This window comes from Pseudomonas putida (assembly GCF_028682175.1).
GTDB lineage: Bacteria > Pseudomonadota > Gammaproteobacteria > Pseudomonadales > Pseudomonadaceae > Aquipseudomonas > Aquipseudomonas putida_AD.
In genome coordinates, this window is the sequence record NZ_JANHKS010000009.1 from 58,170 (window position 1) to 78,095 (window position 19,926).

Consider the following 19,926-nt stretch of genomic DNA (forward strand, 5'->3'; position numbering starts at 1 on the left):
GCCAGGACCGATCGTGCCTTTACACCCTCTTGGCAGTCCTGGATATCCACAGATTGCAAAGGGCTGCCATTCCCACCAGCACCAACCCGCCACAGCCCGCAGCGACGAATCCCATCGCAGGGGAGAGGTGGTCAATCGCAAGCCCTACAAGCGGCGTGGAAAGCGTCTGACCGAGCCTGTTGGCCGAATCATGCAACCCCATCACCTCGCCCCGCACGTTGGCAGGCGCGAGCTTGGCGACCGCCTCGGAACCTGCTGCCAGCGTCGGCGTGCACAACAGGTTGTTGGGCAGTAACGCCAGCATCAGCCACCACCAGACCCCATCGAAGAACACCACCGGCAACAGCAACAGGCTCATGGTCAGCGCCAGGCGCAGTTGCGACCAGGAACTGTGAACGGCGCCGTGCACGAAGCCCCCACAGATTGACGCCATGGCCATCGCCGCGATCACGTAGCCGGTGAATGCCACTTCACCGTTGGTGCGCAGTACCGCGATCAACGCAAGCTCGGTGCCGAACACCACGAACAGGGCACCGGCGCTCACCAGCAGCACGCCCAGCAACTGGGGTGTCATCCAGGTCCTGATACTTGGCCGGACCGGGTCCGGATCCTTGGTCATTTCATCCGCACTGCGTGTAGGCCAGTTCAGTGCGTAGAGCGCGATGTAGGACAGCGCCCGCCAGACACCAATACCCACAAGGATGGCCGACGCCGAATAGGTGGTTATCAACAGGATCGCCACCGCCGGGCTGATCACGAACGACAGCTCGGTCAGCATCATGTTCAGCGTGTAGGCGGGGCGGCGCTGATCCAGCGGGACCAGACTCGCCACGAACTGCCGCGCCAGTGAGCCGGTCGGCACCGTGGACACACCTGCCAGAAACGCGAACGTGACAAACAGCGGGTAGTTCACCACGGGCAGCAGGCACCAGGCGATTGTGGATAACACGCCACTGACGGCGATCACCGGGCGCAGGCCGTGGCGATCAATCATCCGCCCCAGCATGGGCGAACCCACGGCAAATCCCAGCGCGGTGGCCGTGCCGACCAACCCGGCATCAAAGTAGCTGCGGCCCATGTCGTTGAGCACGTGCAGGCTCAGCGTCAGGGTCATGACCGTCAGCGGAATGCCTGCCACGAACATGAACAGCGTGGCGGGCAGAACGCGAGGGATGGACAGCACTTTCTGGTATTTGCGAAACGACATCCGGGTACAGCTCCTTGGCCCGTGGTGTGGCGTGAATCAATCGCGCAGTTTATCCCTTTGGCTGCAACAGCAGGGCAACCAGCGCGCTCCAGCCGGTCTGGTGTGAAGCACCGAGGCCACGGCCATTCTCGCCATGGAAGTACTCGTGAAACAGCACCAGGTCGCGGCTCTGCGGGTCTATCTGTAACTGTGGATAACTCACCATGGACGGCCGGTTTCCTTCCTCGTCGCGTAGGAAAAGTCTGTTTATGCGAGCGCTGAGTCCGTCAGCCACTTCTTCGAGCGATGCCAGATACCCCGACCCACTGGGGTATTCCACCGAGAAATTCTCGTCGTAGTAGCGATGAAACTCACGCAGCGACTCGATCAGCATGTAGTTGAGCGGCATCCACACCGGACCGCGCCAATTGGAGTTGCCGCCAAACAACCGTGAATTCGACTCGGCAGGCTCATAGTCCGCAGACAGGGTGTTGCCGTTGATCTGCATGCTGAACGGCTGCTCGCCGTAAAACCGCGAGAGGGAGCGAACTCCGTAAGGGGAGAGGAACTCGCTCTCATCGAGCATGCGGGCGATGAGATCCTTGGTACGCTGGCCGCGTAACAGGGCCAGCAGCAGACGGTTGCCTTTGCCCGTCTCGGTCCAGCGCGAGATCAAAGCAGCCAGGTCCGGGCGATGGTGGAGAAAACCCAGGAGGCGTTCACGCAGCCCCTTGAGGCCTTCATGCTCGCGCTGTTCCAGCACGCGCACGGCGAACAACGGGATGAGCCCGACGAAGGATCGGAGCCGCACCGATTCACGCAGCCCGTCGGGGCGGTGCAGAACGTCATAGAAGAAACCGTCGTCATCGTTCCACAGCCCTTCCACGTCGTCCTTGTCGACCTCGTTGATCGCGCCGGCAATGTACAGGAAGTGTTCGAAAAACTTCACGGCGATGTCGACGTACACCTCGTTGTGCTGCGCCAGTTCCAGCGCAATGCGCATCAGGTCCAGCGCGTAACCGGCAACCCAGGCGGTGCCGTCGGCCTGGTCGAGCTGGTAGCCGGGGGCGAGGGCAGCAGAGCGGTCGAACAGGCCGATGTTATCCAGACCCAGAAAGCCTCCCTGGAAGATGTTGTGCCCTTCGGCATCCTTGCGGTTGACCCACCAGGAAAAATTCAGCAGCAGCTTGTGGAAAACTCGCTCGAGGAAATCGACATCGCCCTTGCCTGTCTGCGCCTTTTCCATCTGGTACACGCGCCAGGACGCCCAGGCATGTACCGGCGGATTGGCGTCGTCGAAGCGCCATTCGTATGCTGGAAGCTGGCCGTTGGGGTGCATGAAACGGTCTTTGACCAACAGCAGTAACTGGTCCTTGGCGAAGCCGATATCGATCAGTGCAAAGGCCACCGCCTGAAACGCCAGATCCCATGAGGCGTACCAGGGGTACTCCCATTTGTCCGGCATGGATACGATGTCGAAATTGCACAGGTGCCGCCACTGACTGTTGCGGATGTGCGAACGCTCCCTGGGTAATGGCGGCTGACCCGGGTCACCGTCGAGCCAGGCTTTCACATCGAAGTAATAGAGCTGCTTGGACCACAACAGGCCGGCCAATGCTTGCCTCTGAACGTTGCGGGCGTCGGCGTCCGATAGATTGTGCTGCAGGGCGGCATAGAATTCGTCCGCCTCACCTCGGCGCTGTTCGAACAGCGCCTTGGCATTCACCCGCGGGGAATCCGCCGGGGCGAATCGCAGATACACGCACTGCGACGCGCCGCCTTCGAGTTCCAGGAGAAAATGAGCAGCGACCTTGGTCCCGGAATCCCGGCGGATTGCCAGTTCATCGCCGGCTACCAGCCAGTCGTTGATCCCATCCTTGAAAGGTCCCTCGGCAGGCAAATTGAAAAGCTTGCGGGTGTTGGTGCGGTTGTCGCAAAACAACCACTGACAAGGTTGTTGCGCGTGTCCCCATGCGGTGACGTGCCTGGCACCTTCGACCGGATGCAGCGCCAGGACCTGATCGTCTTGCAGCGAGAGGGAAGGGCGCTTTTGTTCCGCGTTACTGCTCCAGATATCCCGCGCCCATAGCTGTGGCAACACATGCAGGCGAGCAGCCTGATCGGAGCGGTTGTGCACCGTCACCCGCATGATGATGTCATCGGGGGCGTGCTTGGCGTATTCGATGCTCACATCGAAGTAGTGGTTGTCGTTGAACACGCCCGTGTCGAGGACTTCATACTCGGGGTCGTTCAAGCCACGGCGGGCGTTTTCCTGAACCAGGTCGCCGTAGGGAAATGCCGCATGAGGGTACTTGTACAGCATGCGCATGTAGGCGTGGCTCGGTACGCCATCGACATGAAAATACAGCTCCTTCACATCTTCGCCGTGATTGCCTTCGGCGTTGTTCAGGCCAAAGAGCCGCTCCTTCATGATCGGGTCCCGCTCGTTCCATAGCGCAAGGCCCAGGCACCAGTGCTGCGACTTGTCCGAAAAACCGGCCAGCCCGTCCTCACCCCAGCGGTACGTTCGGCTGCGGGCGTGATCGTGGGGAAAGAAATCCCAGGCATCACCGCTGGCGCTGTAATCCTCCCGCACCGTGCCCCATTGCCGGTCGCTCAGATACGGTCCCCATTCCCGCCATTGTTCAGCGGCACTGTCCTTCAGCCGTTGGCCTTCCACAGTCTGTTGCAGTGTTGTGATACGCGTGTCGGCAGACATGGTGAGTTCCAGAATTTTCTTATTGATCGTTCCCCACGGAAAATCTATCGGGGAGCCGTTCTGGTCAATTTATTGGCAAGCAGCTTATTCAGGGGTCCATTGCCTATGGCAATTAGACGAATGATGAGCCGGGTGTATCGTTTCAACGTCGAAACACATTTCGTAACTCCTTCAGTATTGCGCATCGTTCGGCAGGAGAAGCGTCACGTTGTAGCCCTGATCGTGGGCGGAGGCGGTATGAATACATTGGGTGATCTGGCTAGCAGGCGAAACAACAACTTCAATCTGATCAGGATGCTCGCTGCCACCGCCGTGCTGATATCCCACAGTTATCCACTGGCACTGGGAAGCTCGGCGGTCGAGCCCTTGTCCTCATGGCTGGGCATCTCGCTGGGTGAACTGGCGGTCATCACCTTCTTTTGCGTCTCGGGCTTCTTCATCTCGCTGAGCCGTGACCGAGCCCCCACCGGGCTGGATTTTTTCGCGGCCCGCTTCCTGCGGATCTACCCCGGGTTAACCTTGGTACTCGTGCTCTGCGTCTTTGTGCTCGGCCCGATCTTTACGACACTCGGCACCGTGGAATATTTCCGCTCGGGCGCAATTTATAGCTACCTGAGCAATAACCTGATGCTGTTCAGCATGAAGTTCCAGTTGCCGGGTGTGTTCCAGGATAACCCTTGGCCTGGGATCAACGGGTCATTGTGGACGCTCTTCTACGAGGTCACGCTGTATGTGCTGGTCGGTGCACTGGGGGCGTTCGCCTTCTATGCTCGCGGTCCGCGCTTCGCCGGTTTCCTGCTGGTGTACGCAGTCGCTTATGTCGCCTTCAAATACCTGCTCGCCCACACAACCCTGGTGAGCGAGATGCACCGTGCCCAGTTCTTGTTCACCTGGAGCCTGCCTTTCGTGATCGGCATGGCGCTCTACCGATACAGGGCGCACGTCCAGCACCGCCTGCTCTGGCTGCTGCCACTGGCCGCCTTGGCTGCAGGGACATACGGCACGCCGTGGTTCTATGAGTGCTTCGTACTGGCCTGGAGCTGGCTGATTTTCTACCTCGGCTTCGCCACGAACTCTTTCGTGGATCGCTACAACCAACTGGGTGATTACTCCTACGGCGTCTATATCTACGCCTTCCCTGTGCAGGAAATCCTCGCCCATGAACTCAAGGGAGTCGGCCCCATCAGCATGATGCTGCTGGCCTTTCCCATCGTGCTGATCCTGGCGATGTTCTCCTGGCACTTCGTCGAGAAGCCGGCCATGGCCAGACGACATTCATTTGCCGCTTACCTCAACGGACGTTTGAATGGGCTCAAGGCGTACTGGGTTGGCCTGAGAAAGGGCGCTGTCTGAAAAACAAAAACCCCGGTCATTTGCATGGCCGGGGTTTTGTTTCAGCGGGTGAACCTTAAAAGTCCAGGTTCGACACCGCCAGTGCGTTGGCTTCGATGAAGTCGCGGCGAGGTTCTACAGCGTCGCCCATCAGGGTGTTGAAGATCTGATCGGCAGCGATCGCGTCTTCGATGGTGACTTTGAGCATGCGGCGCACGGTCGGGTCCATCGTGGTTTCCCACAGCTGATCCGGGTTCATCTCGCCCAGACCTTTGTATCGCTGGATGGTGTGACGCTTGGTACTTTCAGCCATCAGCCAGGCAAGCGCTTCCTTGAACTCGGTGACGGCTTTCTTGCGCTCGCCACGTTGTACATAGGCGCCTTCCTCCAGCAGGGTGCTGATCTGGGCACCGAGGGCGGTGACGGTCTTGTAGTCGTTGCTGCCAAAGAAGTCGCGGTTGAAGGTGACGTAGTTGGACAGGCCGTGGGAGATCAGCTCGACCTCTGGCAGCCAGACGTTACGTTCACGGTCTTCGCGCAGGCTGGCTTTGTAGACCAGGCCCGACTTCTCGCCGTTGCGCAGACGCTCGTCGAACTTGGCCAGCCACTCTTGCATGGCGGTGTGGTTCGACAACTGCTCCAGCGTAACCGGCGGCAGGTAGACGAAGTGCTCGGTCAGTTCCTGAGGGTACAGGCGCGACAGACGCTTGAGCGTCTTCATGACCATACGGAAATCGTTGACCAGCTTCTCCAGCGCCGCACCGGAAATACCAGGCGCGGATTCGTTCAGGTGCAGGCTTGCATCTTCCAGGGCCGACTGCGTCATGTACTCTTCCATGGCGTCGTCGTCTTTGATGTACTGCTCTTGCTTGCCTTTCTTGACCTTGTACAGCGGCGGCTGTGCGATGTAGATGTAGCCACGCTCGACCAGCTCCGGCAACTGACGGAAGAAGAAGGTCAGCAGCAGGGTGCGGATGTGCGAACCGTCAACGTCAGCATCGGTCATGATGATGATGTTGTGATAGCGCAGCTTGTCGATGTTGTACTCTTCGCGACCGATGCCGCAGCCCAGCGCGGTAATCAGCGTGCCGACTTCCTGCGAGGAAATCATCTTGTCGAAGCGCGCTTTCTCGACGTTGAGGATCTTGCCCTTCAACGGCAGGATGGCCTGGGTCTTGCGGTTACGACCCTGCTTGGCGGAACCGCCAGCGGAGTCACCCTCGACCAGGTACAGTTCGGAGAGGGCAGGGTCCTTCTCCTGGCAGTCAGCCAGTTTGCCTGGCAGGCCGGCGATATCCAGCGCGCCTTTGCGGCGAGTCATCTCACGCGCTTTACGCGCAGCCTCACGAGCGCGGGCAGCGTCGATCATCTTGCCGACAACGGCCTTGGCTTCGTTCGGATTCTCCAGCAGGAAGTCGGAGAAGTACTTGCCCATCTCCTGTTCGACAGCGGTCTTCACTTCGGAAGAAACCAGCTTGTCCTTGGTCTGCGAGCTGAACTTCGGATCCGGCACCTTGACCGAGATGATCGCAGTCAGGCCTTCACGCGCGTCGTCACCGGTGGTGGCAACCTTGTGCTTCTTGGCCAGACCTTCCTGTTCAATGTAGTTGTTCAGGTTGCGAGTCAGCGCAGAGCGGAAGCCCACCAGGTGAGTGCCGCCATCGCGCTGCGGAATGTTGTTGGTGAAGCACAGCAGGTTTTCGTTGAAGCTGTCGTTCCACTGCAGGGCGATTTCCACGCCCACGCCATCTTCACGCTGAACGCTGAAGTGGAACACCTGGTTAACCGGGGTCTTGTTGGTGTTCAGGTATTCGACGAACGCACGCAGACCACCTTCATATTTGAAGAGCTCTTCCTTGCCGCTGCGCTCGTCGCGAAGAACGATGCCCACACCGGAGTTCAGGAACGACAGTTCACGAATGCGCTTGGCCAGGATGTCCCAACTGAAGTGAATGTTCTTGAAGGTTTCAGCGGAGGGTTTGAAGTGGATCTCGGTACCGGTAGTGTCACTGTCGCCGACGATCTTCATGGGCTCCTGAGGAACGCCGTGAACATAGGTCTGTTCCCAGATCTTGCCACTGCGGCGCACTGTCAGGTTCAACTCTTCTGACAGTGCGTTAACCACGGAAACACCTACACCGTGCAGACCGCCGGATACTTTGTAGGAGTTGTCGTCGAACTTACCGCCGGCGTGCAGCACGGTCATGATGACCTCGGCTGCGGAAACGCCTTCTTCTTTATGCACATCGACCGGAATGCCGCGGCCGTTGTCGCGCACGGTGATGGATTCGTCCGGGTGGATGATGACTGTGATGTCGTCGCAATAACCGGCCAGTGCTTCGTCGATAGAGTTATCCACCACCTCAAACACCATGTGGTGAAGACCGCTGCCATCGTCCGTATCGCCGATGTACATACCGGGACGCTTGCGTACGGCATCAAGTCCTTTCAGCACCTTAATGCTGGACGAGTCGTACGTTTGATTTTCGCTCATGCATTCACTCCCGATGGTCGTGGGTCTGGGTGATACTGCCGTGTTCCACGTGGAACACCGCAACTGGCGTTTCCGTCTGCCAGCCTTCCCTCAACAATTCATGATCTACACAGGTGATAAAAACCTGGCAGCGTAATTCTTCCAGCAGGCGACACAGCGCGCTGCGGTGGTTCTCGTCGAGCTCCGATGGAAGGTCATCGACGAGGTAGATACATTGCCCGCGACGGGCCTGGCTGACCAAATGTCCTTGAGCAATACGCAGGGCACATACCACCAACTTCTGTTGGCCGCGTGACAAGATGTCCGCCGCGTTGTGCCCACCGAGTCTGAGTCGCAGATCCGCTCGTTGCGGTCCGGCTTGGGTGTGACCCATCTGCTGGTCACGATAGAGAGAAGAGGCGAGCACGCTGCTCAGGTCTTTTTCCTTGTCCCAGCCACGGTAGTAACTCAGGGTAAGCCCTTCGAGCTCTACCAGCTCACTCAACGTTTGCTCAAAAACAGGTTTCAGCGCTTTGATATAAGCGCGACGAAATTCATCGATTTCATCACTGGCCAGGCACAGCTCTCGATCCCAGGCCGCCTGCGAAGCGGCGTCAAGTGTACCATGCCGAAGCCACGAGTTTCGCTGCCTCAGCGCCTTCTGCAAACGCTGCCAAGTGGCCATGAATCGAGGTTCCACGTGGAACACTCCCCAATCCAGAAACTGCCTGCGGATTTTCGGGGCACCCTCCAGCAGCCGAAAGCTGTCGGGATTTATCAGTTGCAGCGGTAGCGTTTCGGCGAGCTGCGCAGCGCTCTTGGCATTCTGGCCATCGATACGAATCTGGAACTCACCTTGCCTGTCTCGTGAAATACCGAGATTGCTGTGTCCACCTTCGGCCAGTTCGACCTGGCCAAAGACTGTGCAAGCAGGCTGTTCGTACTGGATGACAGGTTGCAACCGAGTGCTACGGAAGGAGCGAGCCAAGCCAAGCAAGTGAATGGCTTCCAGGACACTGGTTTTACCACTGCCGTTGGCGCCATAAAGGATATTGATACGAGGAGAGGGGGAGAAGGTCACCGGGTGCAGATTGCGCACCCCGGTGACCGAGACGCGGCTAAGAGACATCTAGGTTCTGCTGATTACAGACGCATCGGCATGACAACATACGCCGAGTCGTCGTTGCCCGATTCCTGTACCAGCGCACTACTGTTGGAGTCGGACAGGAGCAGACGCACCTGCTCGGTGGTCATGACGCCCAGCACATCGAGCAGATAGCTCACGTTGAAGCCGATCTCCAGTGTGCTGCCGTTGTAATCAACGCCGATTTCTTCTTCCGCCTCTTCCTGCTCAGGGTTGTTGGCCTGGATCTTCAGTTGACCGTTGGCCAGCTGCAAGCGGATGCCGCGGTACTTCTCGTTGGAAAGAATCGCAGTGCGGCTGAACGCTTCGCGCAGCGCCTGACGATCACCCACCACCAGTTTGTCGCCGCCTTTTGGCAGAACACGCTCGTAGTCCGGGAATTTGCCGTCTACCAGTTTGGAGGTGAAGGTGAATTCGCCGGTGGTCGCACGGATGTGGTGTTGACCCAACACGATGCTGACCAGACCGTCCTGCTCGGTCAGAAGGCGAGCCAGCTCAAGGATACCCTTGCGCGGCACGATGACCTGATGACGATCAGCCTGTTCGATTTCAGCGGCCATCGAGCACATCGCCAGACGGTGACCGTCGGTGGCAACGGCGCGCAGCACGCCCGACTGAACTTCGATCAGCATGCCGTTGAGGTAGTAACGGACATCCTGCTGAGCCATGGCAAAGCTGGTGCGCTCGATCAAACGGCGCAGTTTGCTTTGAACCAGGCTGAACGTCAGCGAGCCAGGGCCTTCTTCCACAGTCGGGAAGTCGTTGGCTGGCAGCGTCGAAAGGGTGAAACGGCTGCGGCCGGCCTTGACCACCAGCTTCTGCTCGTCGACCTTGACGTCGATCAATGCATCGTTTGGCAGGCTTTTGCAGATGTCCATCAGCTTGCGCGCCGGCACGGTGATCTCGCCAGGCTCGGCAGGCTCTTCCAGCTGGACGCGCCCGACCAGCTCGACCTCAAGGTCGGTACCGGTCAGGGACAGCTGCTGGCCTTCGACAACCAGCAATACGTTAGACAGAACCGGCAAGGTCTGGCGGCGTTCTACAACGCCTGCGACCAGTTGCAGGGGTTTCAACAGGGCTTCGCGTTGAATGGTGAAATGCATGGTCTAGTCCCTTGCCTTGATAAGCTGCGTCGGCATCACGTAGTCAAAGTACGCAGCAGGTTCTTGTAGTCCTCGCGGATGTCCGCGTCGGATTCTTTAAGTTCGTTGATTTTGCGGCAAGCGTGCAGCACCGTGGTGTGATCTCGCCCGCCAAACACGTCGCCGATTTCAGGCAGACTGTGGTTGGTCAATTCTTTGGACAACGCCATCGCGACCTGACGCGGACGGGCAACCGATCTCGAACGACGTTTCGACAGAAGGTCGGAGATCTTGATCTTGTAGTACTCGGCAACAGTTCGCTGAATGTTATCCACACTGACCAGTTTGTCCTGCAGCGCCAACAGGTCTTTCAAGGATTCGCGGATCAGCTCGATGGTGATGTCGCGGCCCATGAAGTGAGAGTGCGCGATGACCCGCTTGAGGGCACCTTCGAGTTCACGAACGTTGGAGCGAATGCGCTGCGCGATGAAGAACGCCGCATCGTGCGGGAGCTCGACCTTCGCCTGGTCGGCTTTCTTCATGAGAATCGCGACCCGGGTTTCCAGTTCCGGTGGCTCGACCGCCACCGTCAGGCCCCAGCCGAAGCGCGACTTCAGACGTTCCTCGAGACCTTCGATCTCTTTCGGATAACGGTCACTGGTCAGGATGACCTGCTGCCCACCTTCCAGAAGCGCGTTGAAGGTGTGGAAAAACTCTTCCTGCGAACGCTCCTTGCGGGCGAAGAACTGGATGTCGTCGATCAGCAACGCATCGACCGAACGGTAGAAGCGCTTGAATTCGTTGATCGCGTTCAACTGCAGCGCCTTGACCATGTCTGCAACGAAGCGCTCCGAATGCAGGTACACAACCTTCGCATTCGGATTCTTCTTCAGAAGATGGTTACCCACAGCGTGCATCAAGTGGGTTTTACCCAGGCCCACACCGCCATAAAGGAACAGCGGGTTATAGCCATGCTTGGGGTTATCGGCCACTTGCCAGGCAGCGGCGCGCGCCAGCTGGTTGGACTTACCCTCGACGAAGTTCTCGAAGGTGAACGTGCGGTTCAGGTAACTGGTGTGCTTGAGGGCACCCTCGACCTGGACGCTGCGCTGCTCGGCACGGGCTGGAGCCTGTTGGCTGCTGGCGCCGGCCATAGGGTCGAAGCTCGCCCGCGAAGGCTCATCGTCCACATCCAGTGACTGCTGGACGACTGGCGCAGGTGCAGACACCGAGGCAGGTGCCGGGGCCGAGGCACCATTGCTGGCAGTCGCCGCACTCTGGGCAGCCTGTGTTGCAGCGGCCGCGGCAGCTGCTGCCAGGGGAGCATTGGGCGCAGCACGAGGGGCCGAGCTGCGTTTGCTGCCTATTAATAAGGAAAGGGCAGGCGCAGCACCCTGTCCATGCTCACCGAGCAGTTCGAGCAGGCGGCCAAGGTACTTTTCGTTTACCCAGTCGAGCACGAAGCGGTTAGGCGCATAGACACGCAATTCGTCGCCTTCGGCTTCGACCTGCAGCGGACGGATCCAGGTGTTGAATTGCTGGGCAGGCAGCTCATCGCGCAAAAGCTCCACGCACTGCTGCCAAAGTTCCACTGACACGGATATCCCCTACGTTTCAAAAGCCGGTGAGGCGAAAACAAGCGCCCATTGTAACCACCCACAACAGACTTATCCACATGTAGGTGTCGCCCACCCACCTGAAAATCAACATCTTATAGGGTTGAAAACCGACCAATGGCATCTGCATGAGGTCTGTGGATAACCGCCCATGACCCCTTTGTATAACCCAGGCCTGAAATTTGTGGATAACCAGCCTGTGGATAAAGAGACATTCCACGCACAGCTTTTCCGACAGCGCAGCACAGGTCCGACACCGCTTGCTGACAGAGTTGTGATTCTCTGTACACAGCGGTTTATAAGGCCTTGATAAGGTTATCCACAGAAGATGGCTTGCCTAGCTTCTATAAGCTTTACAGAAAAGCTTTAAATACTTTCCTTCTTTATTTTTATGTCTAGGTGATCGGTGTGCCCGTTCGGGCGGGGTGATGCCGTCCAATACCCATATAAGAAGTAAATGAGAGAAACGCTGGTTGGAAATTGACCTGCGGGCTTGCTTTCTCTAGAATCCCCGCTCTCTTAAAACGGGGTCATTCCGGCCCGTTGTGGACGAACCAGGTAACACACCATGAAACGTACTTTCCAACCGAGCACCATCAAGCGCGCCCGCACCCACGGTTTCCGTGCACGTATGGCTACCAAAAACGGCCGTGCAGTCCTGTCGCGTCGTCGCGCCAAAGGCCGTAAGCGTCTGGCAGTTTGATTAATCGGCACAGGTGGTGAGTCGAGACTTCAGTCGGGAAAAACGTCTGCTGACACCCCGACACTTCAAGGCAGTCTTTGACTCCCCAACCGGCAAGGTTCCGGGGAAGAATCTCCTGCTCCTTGTGCGCAACAACGATCTTGATCACGCCCGACTGGGGCTCGTGATCGGGAAGAAGAGCGTCAAGCTCTCCGTCGAGCGCAATCGTCTGAAACGCTTGATGCGCGAATCGTTTCGCAACAATCAGGATGATCTGATTGGTTGGGATATCGTCGTCGTCGCGCGTAAAGGCTTGGGTGATATTGAAAACCCCGAATTGATTCAGCATTTCGGCAAGCTCTGGAAACGTCTGGCGCGTAGCCGGCCCACTCCGGAAGTCAAATCCGAAACTGCGGGGGTAGACAGTCCTGATGCGTAAACTGGCGCTCGTTCCGATCCAGTTTTACCGCTATGCCATTAGTCCTCTGATGGCTAATCACTGTCGTTTCTACCCCAGTTGCTCCTGCTATGCGTACGAAGCCATTGAAAATCATGGCCTGGTACGCGGCGGCTGGCTGACCTTGCGTCGTTTAGGTCGCTGTCACCCGTGGAATCCCGGTGGTTTCGACCCGGTTCCACCAGCACCCACCTCCCGTTCCTCTTCGATGGCCGAGTAATCATGGATATCAAACGCACAATCCTGATCGTCGCCCTGGCAATCGTGACCTACGCCGGTGTCCTGAAATGGAACCAGGACTATGGTCAGGCTGCCTTGCCGACTCAGAATGTTGCTGCCAACACCAATACATCCGCTCTTCCTGACACCCCGCAAGGTACTGGCGCTGCAAACGCAGACGTACCAAGCGCGACAGGTGAAGTTGCAGCACCTGCCGAAACACCGGTGGTTGCCAGCAAAGACCTGATTCAGGTTAAAACAGACGTATTGAGCCTGGAAATCGACCCGGTAGGTGGTGATGTGGTGCAGCTTCGCCTGCCACTTTATCCACGTCGTCAGGACCATCCTGAAATTCCGTTCCAGTTGTTCGATAACGGCGGCGAGCGTACTTTCCTGGCACAAAGCGGCCTGACAGGCATCAACGGTCCGGACGCACGTGCCGCTGGCCGCCCTGTCTACGCTGCCACCCAGAAAAGTTATCAACTGGCAGAAGGTCAGAACGACCTGGTCGTTGACCTGAAATTCAGCGATGCCGGCGTCAACTACATCAAGCGTTTCACGTTCAAGCGCGGCCTGTACGACCTGACTGTCAGCTACCTGATCGACAACCAGAGCGCGCAGCCATGGAACGGTAACCTGTTCGCCCAGCTCAAGCGCGACGCCAGTGCCGACCCGTCTTCGACCACCGCCACCGGTACCGCCACCTATCTGGGTGCCGCGATGTGGACACCTTCGGAGCCTTACAAAAAGGTTTCGATGAAAGACATCGACAAAGGCTCGATCAAAGACACCGTTCAAGGTGGCTGGGTGGCCTGGCTGCAGCACTACTTCGTGACCGCATGGATTCCGAACAAGGCTGACAGCAACACCGTTACCACTCGTAAAGACAGCGCCGGCAACTACATCATCGGTTTCACCGGTCCTGCGGTGACGATCGCGCCGGGTGCCAAGGCTGAAACCACGACCACGCTGTACGCCGGTCCCAAGAGCCAGGCGGTCCTGAAAGAGTTGTCCCCTGGTCTGGAACTGACTGTCGACTACGGCATCCTGTGGTTCATTGCCCAGCCGATCTTCTGGCTGCTGCAACATATCCACAGCATCGTCGGCAACTGGGGCTGGTCGATCATCTTCCTGACCATGCTGATCAAGGGGCTCTTCTTCCCTCTGTCGGCTGCCAGCTACAAATCGATGGCGCGCATGCGTGCCGTGGCTCCGCGCCTTGCAGCACTCAAAGAGCAACATGGCGACGACCGTCAGAAGCTTTCCCAGGCGATGATGGAGCTGTACAAGAAAGAGAAGATCAACCCGCTGGGTGGATGCTTGCCGATTCTTGTGCAGATGCCGGTGTTCCTGTCGTTGTACTGGGTACTCCTGGAAAGCGTCGAGATGCGCCAGGCCCCATGGCTGCTGTGGATAACCGACCTGTCGATCAAGGATCCGTTCTTCATCCTGCCGATCATCATGGGCGCAACCATGTTCATCCAGCAGCGTCTGAACCCTACACCTCCGGATCCGATGCAGGCCAAGGTGATGAAGCTGATGCCAATCATCTTCACCTTCTTCTTCCTGTGGTTCCCGGCGGGTCTGGTGCTGTACTGGGTTGTGAACAACACCCTGTCCATCACCCAGCAGTGGTACATCACGCGCAGCATCGAGGCCAAGGCCAAGAAAGCCGCAGCCTGATCTACCCTGTGAGTAAGTCATACAGAACGCCCCCTAGTGGGGCGTTTTGCTATCTGTCAGTTTGTCGGGAGCCGGACCATGAATGTCCCTCGTGAAACCATTGCAGCCATCGCCACTGCCCAGGGTCGGGGAGGCGTCGGTATTGTGCGTATCTCGGGCCCGTTGGCCAGCGCCTGCGCCCAGGCCATCGTCGGCAAGCAGCTGCAGCCGCGTTATGCCCACTATGGCCCGTTCCACGATCACGATGGCCTGGTGATCGACGAAGGCATCGCGCTGTATTTCCCGGGACCGAATTCGTTCACAGGTGAAGACGTTCTGGAACTGCAGGGCCATGGCGGCCCCGTCGTGCTCGACATGCTCCTGCAACGCTGTGTACAACTGGGTAGCCGCCTTGCGCGCCCCGGGGAATTCAGTGAGCGGGCGTTTCTCAACGACAAGCTCGACCTGGCCCAGGCCGAAGCCATTGCCGACCTCATCGAAGCCAGTTCCGCGCAAGCGGCACGCAATGCGCTGCGCTCTCTGCAGGGCGCGTTCTCGCAACGTGTCCACAGTCTGACGGAAAAGCTGATCAGCCTGCGGATCTACGTCGAAGCGGCCATCGACTTTCCCGAGGAAGAAATCGATTTTCTCGCCGATGGCCACGTGCTGAGCATGCTGGATGCGGTTCGCGAGCAATTATCCACAGTCGTTCGCGAGGCGAATCAAGGTGCATTGCTGCGCGACGGCATGACGGTCGTGATTGCCGGCCGCCCGAATGCGGGCAAATCGAGTTTGCTCAACGCCCTGGCCGGCCGTGAGGCCGCAATCGTCACCGAGATTGCCGGCACCACCCGGGACGTGCTGCGCGAACATATCCACATCGACGGCATGCCGTTGCACGTTGTGGACACCGCGGGGCTGCGTGACACCGATGACCATGTGGAAAAGATCGGCGTGGAACGTGCGCTCAAGGCAATCAACGAGGCCGACCGCGTGCTGCTGGTGGTCGATGCGACGGCACCGGAGGCGGCCGATCCATTCGCGCTCTGGCCGGAGTTCCTGGATCAGCGGCCCGATCCTGCGCACGTCACGCTGATACGCAACAAGGCCGACCTGAGCGGCGATCAAGTGGGGCTGCAAATCAGCGCCGATGGCCACGTCACCATCAACCTGAGCGCCAAGGCTGGTGGCGAAGGCCTGGAACTGCTGCGTGAGCACCTCAAGGCCTGCATGGGTTATCAACAGACCGCCGAAAGCAGCTTCAGCGCTCGCCGACGCCACCTGGAAGCGCTGCAGCGAGCCAGCGCATCCCTCGAGCACGGCCGCTCACAACTGACGCTAGCGGGCGCCGGTGAACTGTTGGCTGAAGATCTGCGCCTGGCGCAGCAGTATCTGGGTGAAATCACCGGGGCATTCAGCTCCGATGATCTGTTGGGCCGGATCTTCTCCAGCTTCTGCATCGGCAAATAAGCCACTTTCTGCGTTTTCCACAGGCAGGTTCACCTCCCGAACCTGCCTGATTGCCTTCTCCCTACCTCTTTCACGCCACCTGCGAATTCATCGCGGGGTGCTTTCGTCTGCGCGTTGCCCCTCAATTCGCTACCCAGCCTCAAAATAAGCCCTGTGCATAACCGCGATTCAGCTCGGTTGATAAGTGGGCTTCGTGGCTGAGGATAATCCCCCCTGTGGACAACCGAGCACTTAATCCACAGGCTTAAAGCGCTTATCCAAGGGCCTCATGCACAGATGACCACAAGGTTTCAAAACTCTGTACACAGCGTAAAACGTGGGCTGTGTTAATCTATCCACAGATAGGTGCCTCTATATACATAAAAATAAAAACAAAGATTTTATAAATTTCTTTCTTTTTAATTTCTTTAACCGCCATTCATCCACAGCTGGTTAAATTTTGCGCAAAAGGTTCCTTTAAGGGGGGCGAAGTCCCTATACTTGCCGCCAATTTCCTATTCCCCCCAAAAAACAGGCACGAGGTGCGTGGTGGATTTCCCTTCCCGTTTTGAAGTGATCGTCATCGGCGGCGGTCATGCCGGTACCGAGGCAGCACTGGCGTCTGCTCGCATGGGTGCAAAAACCCTGCTGCTGACGCATAACGTGGAAACCCTCGGCCAGATGAGTTGCAACCCGGCCATCGGCGGCATCGGCAAAAGCCATCTGGTCAAAGAGATCGATGCGCTCGGCGGCGCCATGGCAACTGCAACTGACCTTGGTGGCATTCAATTTCGCGTACTCAATGGCCGCAAAGGCCCGGCAGTACGAGCGACACGCGCCCAGGCAGACCGCATTCTGTATAAGGCCGCGATTCGCGAGATCATCGAGAACCAGCCGAACCTGTGGATATTCCAGCAGGCCTGCGATGACCTGATCGTCGAGCAGGATCAGGTGCGCGGCGTAGTGACCCAGATGGGCCTGCGTTTCATGGCAGACTCAGTGGTACTTACCACGGGCACCTTTCTGGGTGGACTTATCCACATCGGTTTGCAGAATTACTCGGGTGGTCGTGCAGGCGATCCGCCTTCCATCGCACTGGCTCGCCGCCTTCGCGAACTGCCGCTGCGTGTCGGTCGCCTGAAAACCGGGACTCCGCCGCGAATCGACGGCCGCTCCGTGGATTTCTCGGTGATGACCGAGCAACCAGGCGATACCCCGATCCCGGTCATGTCGTTCATGGGTTCCAAGGAGCAGCACCCGCGTCAGGTCAGCTGCTGGATTACCCACACCAACGCGCGCACCCACGAAATCATCGCGGCGAACCTCGACCGTTCGCCGATGTACTCCGCCGCCGGCGAAATCGAAGGCATCGGCCCGCGTTACTGCCCGTCGATCGAAGACAAGATTCATCGCTTTGCGGACAAGGCCAGTCACCAGGTCTTCATCGAGCCGGAAGGCCTGACGACCCACGAGCTGTACCCGAACGGGATCTCCACCTCGCTGCCGTTCGACGTGCAACTGCAGATCGTGCGTTCGATTCACGGTATGGAAAATGCTCACATCGTGCGTCCTGGCTACGCCATCGAGTACGACTACTTCGATCCGCGCGACCTGAAGTACAGCCTGGAAACCAAAGTCATTGCGGGTCTGTTCTTCGCCGGGCAAATCAACGGCACCACCGGTTACGAAGAAGCCGGTGCGCAAGGTCTGCTCGCCGGTGCCAACGCTGCGCTGCGTGCCCAGGGCAAGGAAAGCTGGTGCCCGCGTCGCGATGAGGCCTACATCGGTGTGCTTGTGGATGACTTGATTACCCTCGGTACCCAAGAGCCGTACCGGATGTTCACATCCCGCGCCGAATATCGCCTGATCCTGCGCGAAGACAACGCCGACCTGCGCCTGACCGAAAAAGGTCGCGAGCTGGGCCTGGTCGATGACGCTCGCTGGGCTGCGTTCTGCGCCAAGCGCGAAGGCATCGAGCGTGAAGAACAGCGTTTGAAATCCACCTGGATTCGCCCAGGCACCGAGCAGGGCGATGCGGTCGCGGCGCATTTCGGCACGCCGCTGACCCACGAATACAACCTGCTGAATTTGCTGAGCCGTCCGGAAATCGACTATGCCGGGCTTGTCGCGCTGACAGGCCAGGGCGAAATCGATCCACAGGTTGCCGAGCAGGTCGAGATCAAGACCAAGTACGCTGGCTACATCGACCGTCAGCAGGATGAAATCGCCCGCCTGCGTGCCAGCGAAAACACCAGGCTGCCGGAAGACATCGACTACACCACCATTTCCGGTCTGTCGAAAGAAATCCAGGGCAAGCTTGGGGCTACGCGTCCTGAAACCCTGGGCCAGGCTTCGCGGATTCCGGGTGTGACTCCGGCCGCCATTTCCCTGTTGATGATTCACTTGAAAAAACGCGGCGCGGGCCGTCAGTTGGAGCAAAGCGCTTGAGTTCTATGGTCACCCCGCAGCACGCAGAAGAATTGACCCTTGGCGCCCGCGAATTGGGCGTGGCGTTGAGTGAGACCCAGCACAGCCAGTTGCTGGGTTACCTCGCATTGCTGATCAAATGGAACAAGGCCTACAACCTGACCGCCGTGCGCGATCCGGACGAAATGGTCTCGCGTCACCTGCTCGACAGCCTGAGCGTCGTGCCGTTCATCGACGGCGAACGGCAACTGGACGTCGGCAGCGGCGGCGGCATGCCTGGCATTCCGCTGGCGATCATGTTTCCGGACATGAAAGTCACGCTGCTGGACAGCAATGGCAAGAAAACCCGATTCCTGACCCAGGTCAAACTCGAGCTCAAGCTCGACAACCTGGAAGTTATCCACAGCCGTGCCGAAGCGTATCAACCTGCGCAGCCGTTCACCGGTATCATTTCCCGGGCATTCAGCAGCCTGGAAGACTTTACCCATTGGACACGCCACATGGGCGATACCAATACACGCTGGCTGGCAATGAAAGGTCTGCATCCTGCCGATGAACTGGTAGCATTGCCCGCAGATTTCAATCTGGAAAGCGCGCAAGCCTTGGCCGTACCCGGTTGCCAAGGTCAACGGCATCTGCTGATACTGCGCCGCACGGCATGACAGGGAACACACGCAAGAATGGCTAAGGTATTCGCGATAGCGAACCAAAAAGGTGGTGTGGGTAAAACCACCACTTGCATCAACCTCGCAGCGTCGCTGGTCGCAACCAAGCGTCGGGTGTTGTTGATCGATCTCGATCCACAGGGCAACGCCACCATGGGTAGCGGTGTGGATAAACATGGCCTGGAGCATTCCGTCTACGATCTGCTGATCGGCGAGTGCGACCTGAATCAGGCCATGCACTTCTCCGAGCACGGCGGTTATCAACTGCTGCCGGCCAACCGCGACCTGACTGCCGCCGAAGTCGTCCTGCTGGAAATGCAGATGAAAGAGGCGCGTCTGCGCACTGCCCTGGCACCGATTCGGGAAAACTACGACTACATCCTCATCGACTGCCCTCCGTCGCTGTCGATGCTGACCCTCAATGCGCTGGTTGCCGCAGATGGCGTGATCATTCCCATGCAGTGCGAGTACTACGCGCTGGAAGGTCTGAGCGACCTTGTGGATAACATCAAGCGCATCGGCGAGTTGCTCAACCCACAACTGAAGATCGAAGGCCTGCTGCGGACCATGTACGACCCGCGCCTGAGCCTGATCAACGATGTGTCGGCGCAGCTCAAGGAACACTTCGGTGATCAGCTGTACGACACGGTGATCCCGCGCAACATTCGTCTCGCTGAAGCCCCAAGCTTCGGCATGCCGGCGCTGGCCTATGACAAGTCATCGCGGGGGGCGCTTGCCTACCTGGCGCTGGCTGGTGAAATGGTCCGCCGCCAGCGTCGCGCCTCGCGCGCTGCTGCCCAGCCCACTTAAGGA

The 19,926-nt window shown here is 58.4% G+C and carries 15 protein-coding genes; 9 read left to right on the plus strand and 6 right to left on the minus strand.

The features are described from left to right. Positions 1 to 19 precede the first annotated feature (19 nt). The gene (locus NPS29_RS08915; protein ID WP_274132079.1) at positions 20 to 1,207 is read right to left on the minus strand and encodes an MFS transporter; all 1,188 of its coding nucleotides are present in this window, start codon (positions 1,205 to 1,207) and stop codon (positions 20 to 22) included. A gap of 49 nt (positions 1,208 to 1,256) precedes the next feature. Continuing rightward, positions 1,257 to 3,905 carry an MGH1-like glycoside hydrolase domain-containing protein gene (locus tag NPS29_RS08920; protein ID WP_274132080.1) on the minus strand — a complete coding sequence of 883 codons (2,649 nt, stop codon included), beginning with the start codon at positions 3,903 to 3,905 and terminating at the stop codon, positions 1,257 to 1,259. 132 nt (positions 3,906 to 4,037) lie between these two features. Between NPS29_RS08920 and NPS29_RS08925 the strand changes: the two genes are divergently transcribed. After that, positions 4,038 to 5,258: an acyltransferase family protein gene (locus NPS29_RS08925; protein WP_274132081.1), complete on the plus strand. Its 1,221-nt coding sequence runs from the start codon at positions 4,038 to 4,040 to the stop codon at positions 5,256 to 5,258. A 55-nt stretch (positions 5,259 to 5,313) separates the two neighbouring features. On the opposite strand, the gene gyrB is transcribed toward NPS29_RS08925, so the two are convergent. The 4 genes from gyrB to dnaA are packed head-to-tail and all read right to left on the minus strand — an operon-like array spanning position 5,314 to position 11,534. Further along, positions 5,314 to 7,731 (minus strand): DNA topoisomerase (ATP-hydrolyzing) subunit B, encoded by a 2,418-nt coding sequence (gene gyrB / locus NPS29_RS08930; RefSeq protein WP_274132082.1) that lies wholly within the window; start codon positions 7,729 to 7,731, stop codon positions 5,314 to 5,316. A gap of 4 nt (positions 7,732 to 7,735) precedes the next feature. Further along, positions 7,736 to 8,839, minus strand: a complete 1,104-nt coding sequence (gene recF, locus NPS29_RS08935) for a DNA replication/repair protein RecF (protein ID WP_274132084.1) — start codon at positions 8,837 to 8,839, stop codon at positions 7,736 to 7,738. A 14-nt stretch (positions 8,840 to 8,853) separates the two neighbouring features. Continuing rightward, positions 8,854 to 9,957 carry a DNA polymerase III subunit beta gene (gene dnaN / locus NPS29_RS08940; RefSeq protein WP_274132086.1) on the minus strand — a complete coding sequence of 368 codons (1,104 nt, stop codon included), beginning with the start codon at positions 9,955 to 9,957 and terminating at the stop codon, positions 8,854 to 8,856. Positions 9,958 to 9,992: 35 nt separating this feature from the next. Then, positions 9,993 to 11,534, minus strand: coding sequence for a chromosomal replication initiator protein DnaA (gene dnaA, locus NPS29_RS08945; protein ID WP_274132087.1), 1,542 nt, complete (start codon positions 11,532 to 11,534; stop codon positions 9,993 to 9,995). A 586-nt stretch (positions 11,535 to 12,120) separates the two neighbouring features. Between dnaA and rpmH the strand changes: the two genes are divergently transcribed. The 8 genes from rpmH to NPS29_RS08985 all read left to right on the plus strand — a co-directional run bounded on the left by rpmH (position 12,121) and on the right by NPS29_RS08985 (position 19,923). Next, positions 12,121 to 12,255, plus strand: coding sequence for a 50S ribosomal protein L34 (gene rpmH / locus NPS29_RS08950; RefSeq protein WP_002551315.1), 135 nt, complete (start codon positions 12,121 to 12,123; stop codon positions 12,253 to 12,255). A gap of 16 nt (positions 12,256 to 12,271) precedes the next feature. After that, a complete protein-coding gene (rnpA, locus tag NPS29_RS08955) occupies positions 12,272 to 12,673 on the plus strand; it encodes a ribonuclease P protein component (RefSeq protein WP_274132088.1) in 402 nt (133 codons plus the stop codon). Beyond that, positions 12,666 to 12,911: a membrane protein insertion efficiency factor YidD gene (gene yidD / locus NPS29_RS08960; protein WP_081564616.1), complete on the plus strand. Its 246-nt coding sequence runs from the start codon at positions 12,666 to 12,668 to the stop codon at positions 12,909 to 12,911. The genes rnpA and yidD overlap by 8 nt, the downstream gene beginning before the upstream one ends. A 2-nt stretch (positions 12,912 to 12,913) precedes the next feature. Next, positions 12,914 to 14,593 (plus strand): membrane protein insertase YidC, encoded by a 1,680-nt coding sequence (gene yidC, locus NPS29_RS08965; protein WP_274132089.1) that lies wholly within the window; start codon positions 12,914 to 12,916, stop codon positions 14,591 to 14,593. Positions 14,594 to 14,671: 78 nt separating this feature from the next. Then, positions 14,672 to 16,042 carry a tRNA uridine-5-carboxymethylaminomethyl(34) synthesis GTPase MnmE gene (gene mnmE, locus NPS29_RS08970; RefSeq protein ID WP_274132090.1) on the plus strand — a complete coding sequence of 457 codons (1,371 nt, stop codon included), beginning with the start codon at positions 14,672 to 14,674 and terminating at the stop codon, positions 16,040 to 16,042. A gap of 528 nt (positions 16,043 to 16,570) precedes the next feature. Next, complete coding sequence (mnmG, locus tag NPS29_RS08975) at positions 16,571 to 18,469, plus strand: tRNA uridine-5-carboxymethylaminomethyl(34) synthesis enzyme MnmG (RefSeq protein WP_274132091.1); 1,899 nt, start codon at positions 16,571 to 16,573, stop codon at positions 18,467 to 18,469. 5 nt (positions 18,470 to 18,474) lie between these two features. Further along, on the plus strand, positions 18,475 to 19,110 hold the full coding sequence (gene rsmG, locus NPS29_RS08980; RefSeq protein ID WP_274132169.1) for a 16S rRNA (guanine(527)-N(7))-methyltransferase RsmG: 636 nt from the start codon (positions 18,475 to 18,477) through the stop codon (positions 19,108 to 19,110). 18 nt (positions 19,111 to 19,128) lie between these two features. After that, positions 19,129 to 19,923 (plus strand): ParA family protein, encoded by a 795-nt coding sequence (locus tag NPS29_RS08985; RefSeq protein ID WP_274132093.1) that lies wholly within the window; start codon positions 19,129 to 19,131, stop codon positions 19,921 to 19,923. Positions 19,924 to 19,926 lie beyond the last annotated feature (3 nt).

What these genes read in the sequence shown, in the direction of transcription:
- yidD (WP_081564616.1), top strand. Translation starts at nt 12,666, where the DNA reads ATGCGTAAACTGGCGCTCGTTCCGATCCAGTTTTACCGCTATGCCATT.
- dnaN (WP_274132086.1), bottom strand. Translation starts at nt 9,957, where the DNA reads ATGCATTTCACCATTCAACGCGAAGCCCTGTTGAAACCCCTGCAACTG.
- NPS29_RS08985 (WP_274132093.1), top strand. Translation starts at nt 19,129, where the DNA reads ATGGCTAAGGTATTCGCGATAGCGAACCAAAAAGGTGGTGTGGGTAAA.
- NPS29_RS08920 (WP_274132080.1), bottom strand. Translation starts at nt 3,905, where the DNA reads ATGTCTGCCGACACGCGTATCACAACACTGCAACAGACTGTGGAAGGC.
- recF (WP_274132084.1), bottom strand. Translation starts at nt 8,839, where the DNA reads ATGTCTCTTAGCCGCGTCTCGGTCACCGGGGTGCGCAATCTGCACCCG.
- mnmE (WP_274132090.1), top strand. Translation starts at nt 14,672, where the DNA reads ATGAATGTCCCTCGTGAAACCATTGCAGCCATCGCCACTGCCCAGGGT.
- NPS29_RS08915 (WP_274132079.1), bottom strand. Translation starts at nt 1,207, where the DNA reads ATGTCGTTTCGCAAATACCAGAAAGTGCTGTCCATCCCTCGCGTTCTG.
- rsmG (WP_274132169.1), top strand. Translation starts at nt 18,475, where the DNA reads ATGGTCACCCCGCAGCACGCAGAAGAATTGACCCTTGGCGCCCGCGAA.
- gyrB (WP_274132082.1), bottom strand. Translation starts at nt 7,731, where the DNA reads ATGAGCGAAAATCAAACGTACGACTCGTCCAGCATTAAGGTGCTGAAA.
- yidC (WP_274132089.1), top strand. Translation starts at nt 12,914, where the DNA reads ATGGATATCAAACGCACAATCCTGATCGTCGCCCTGGCAATCGTGACC.
- rpmH (WP_002551315.1), top strand. Translation starts at nt 12,121, where the DNA reads ATGAAACGTACTTTCCAACCGAGCACCATCAAGCGCGCCCGCACCCAC.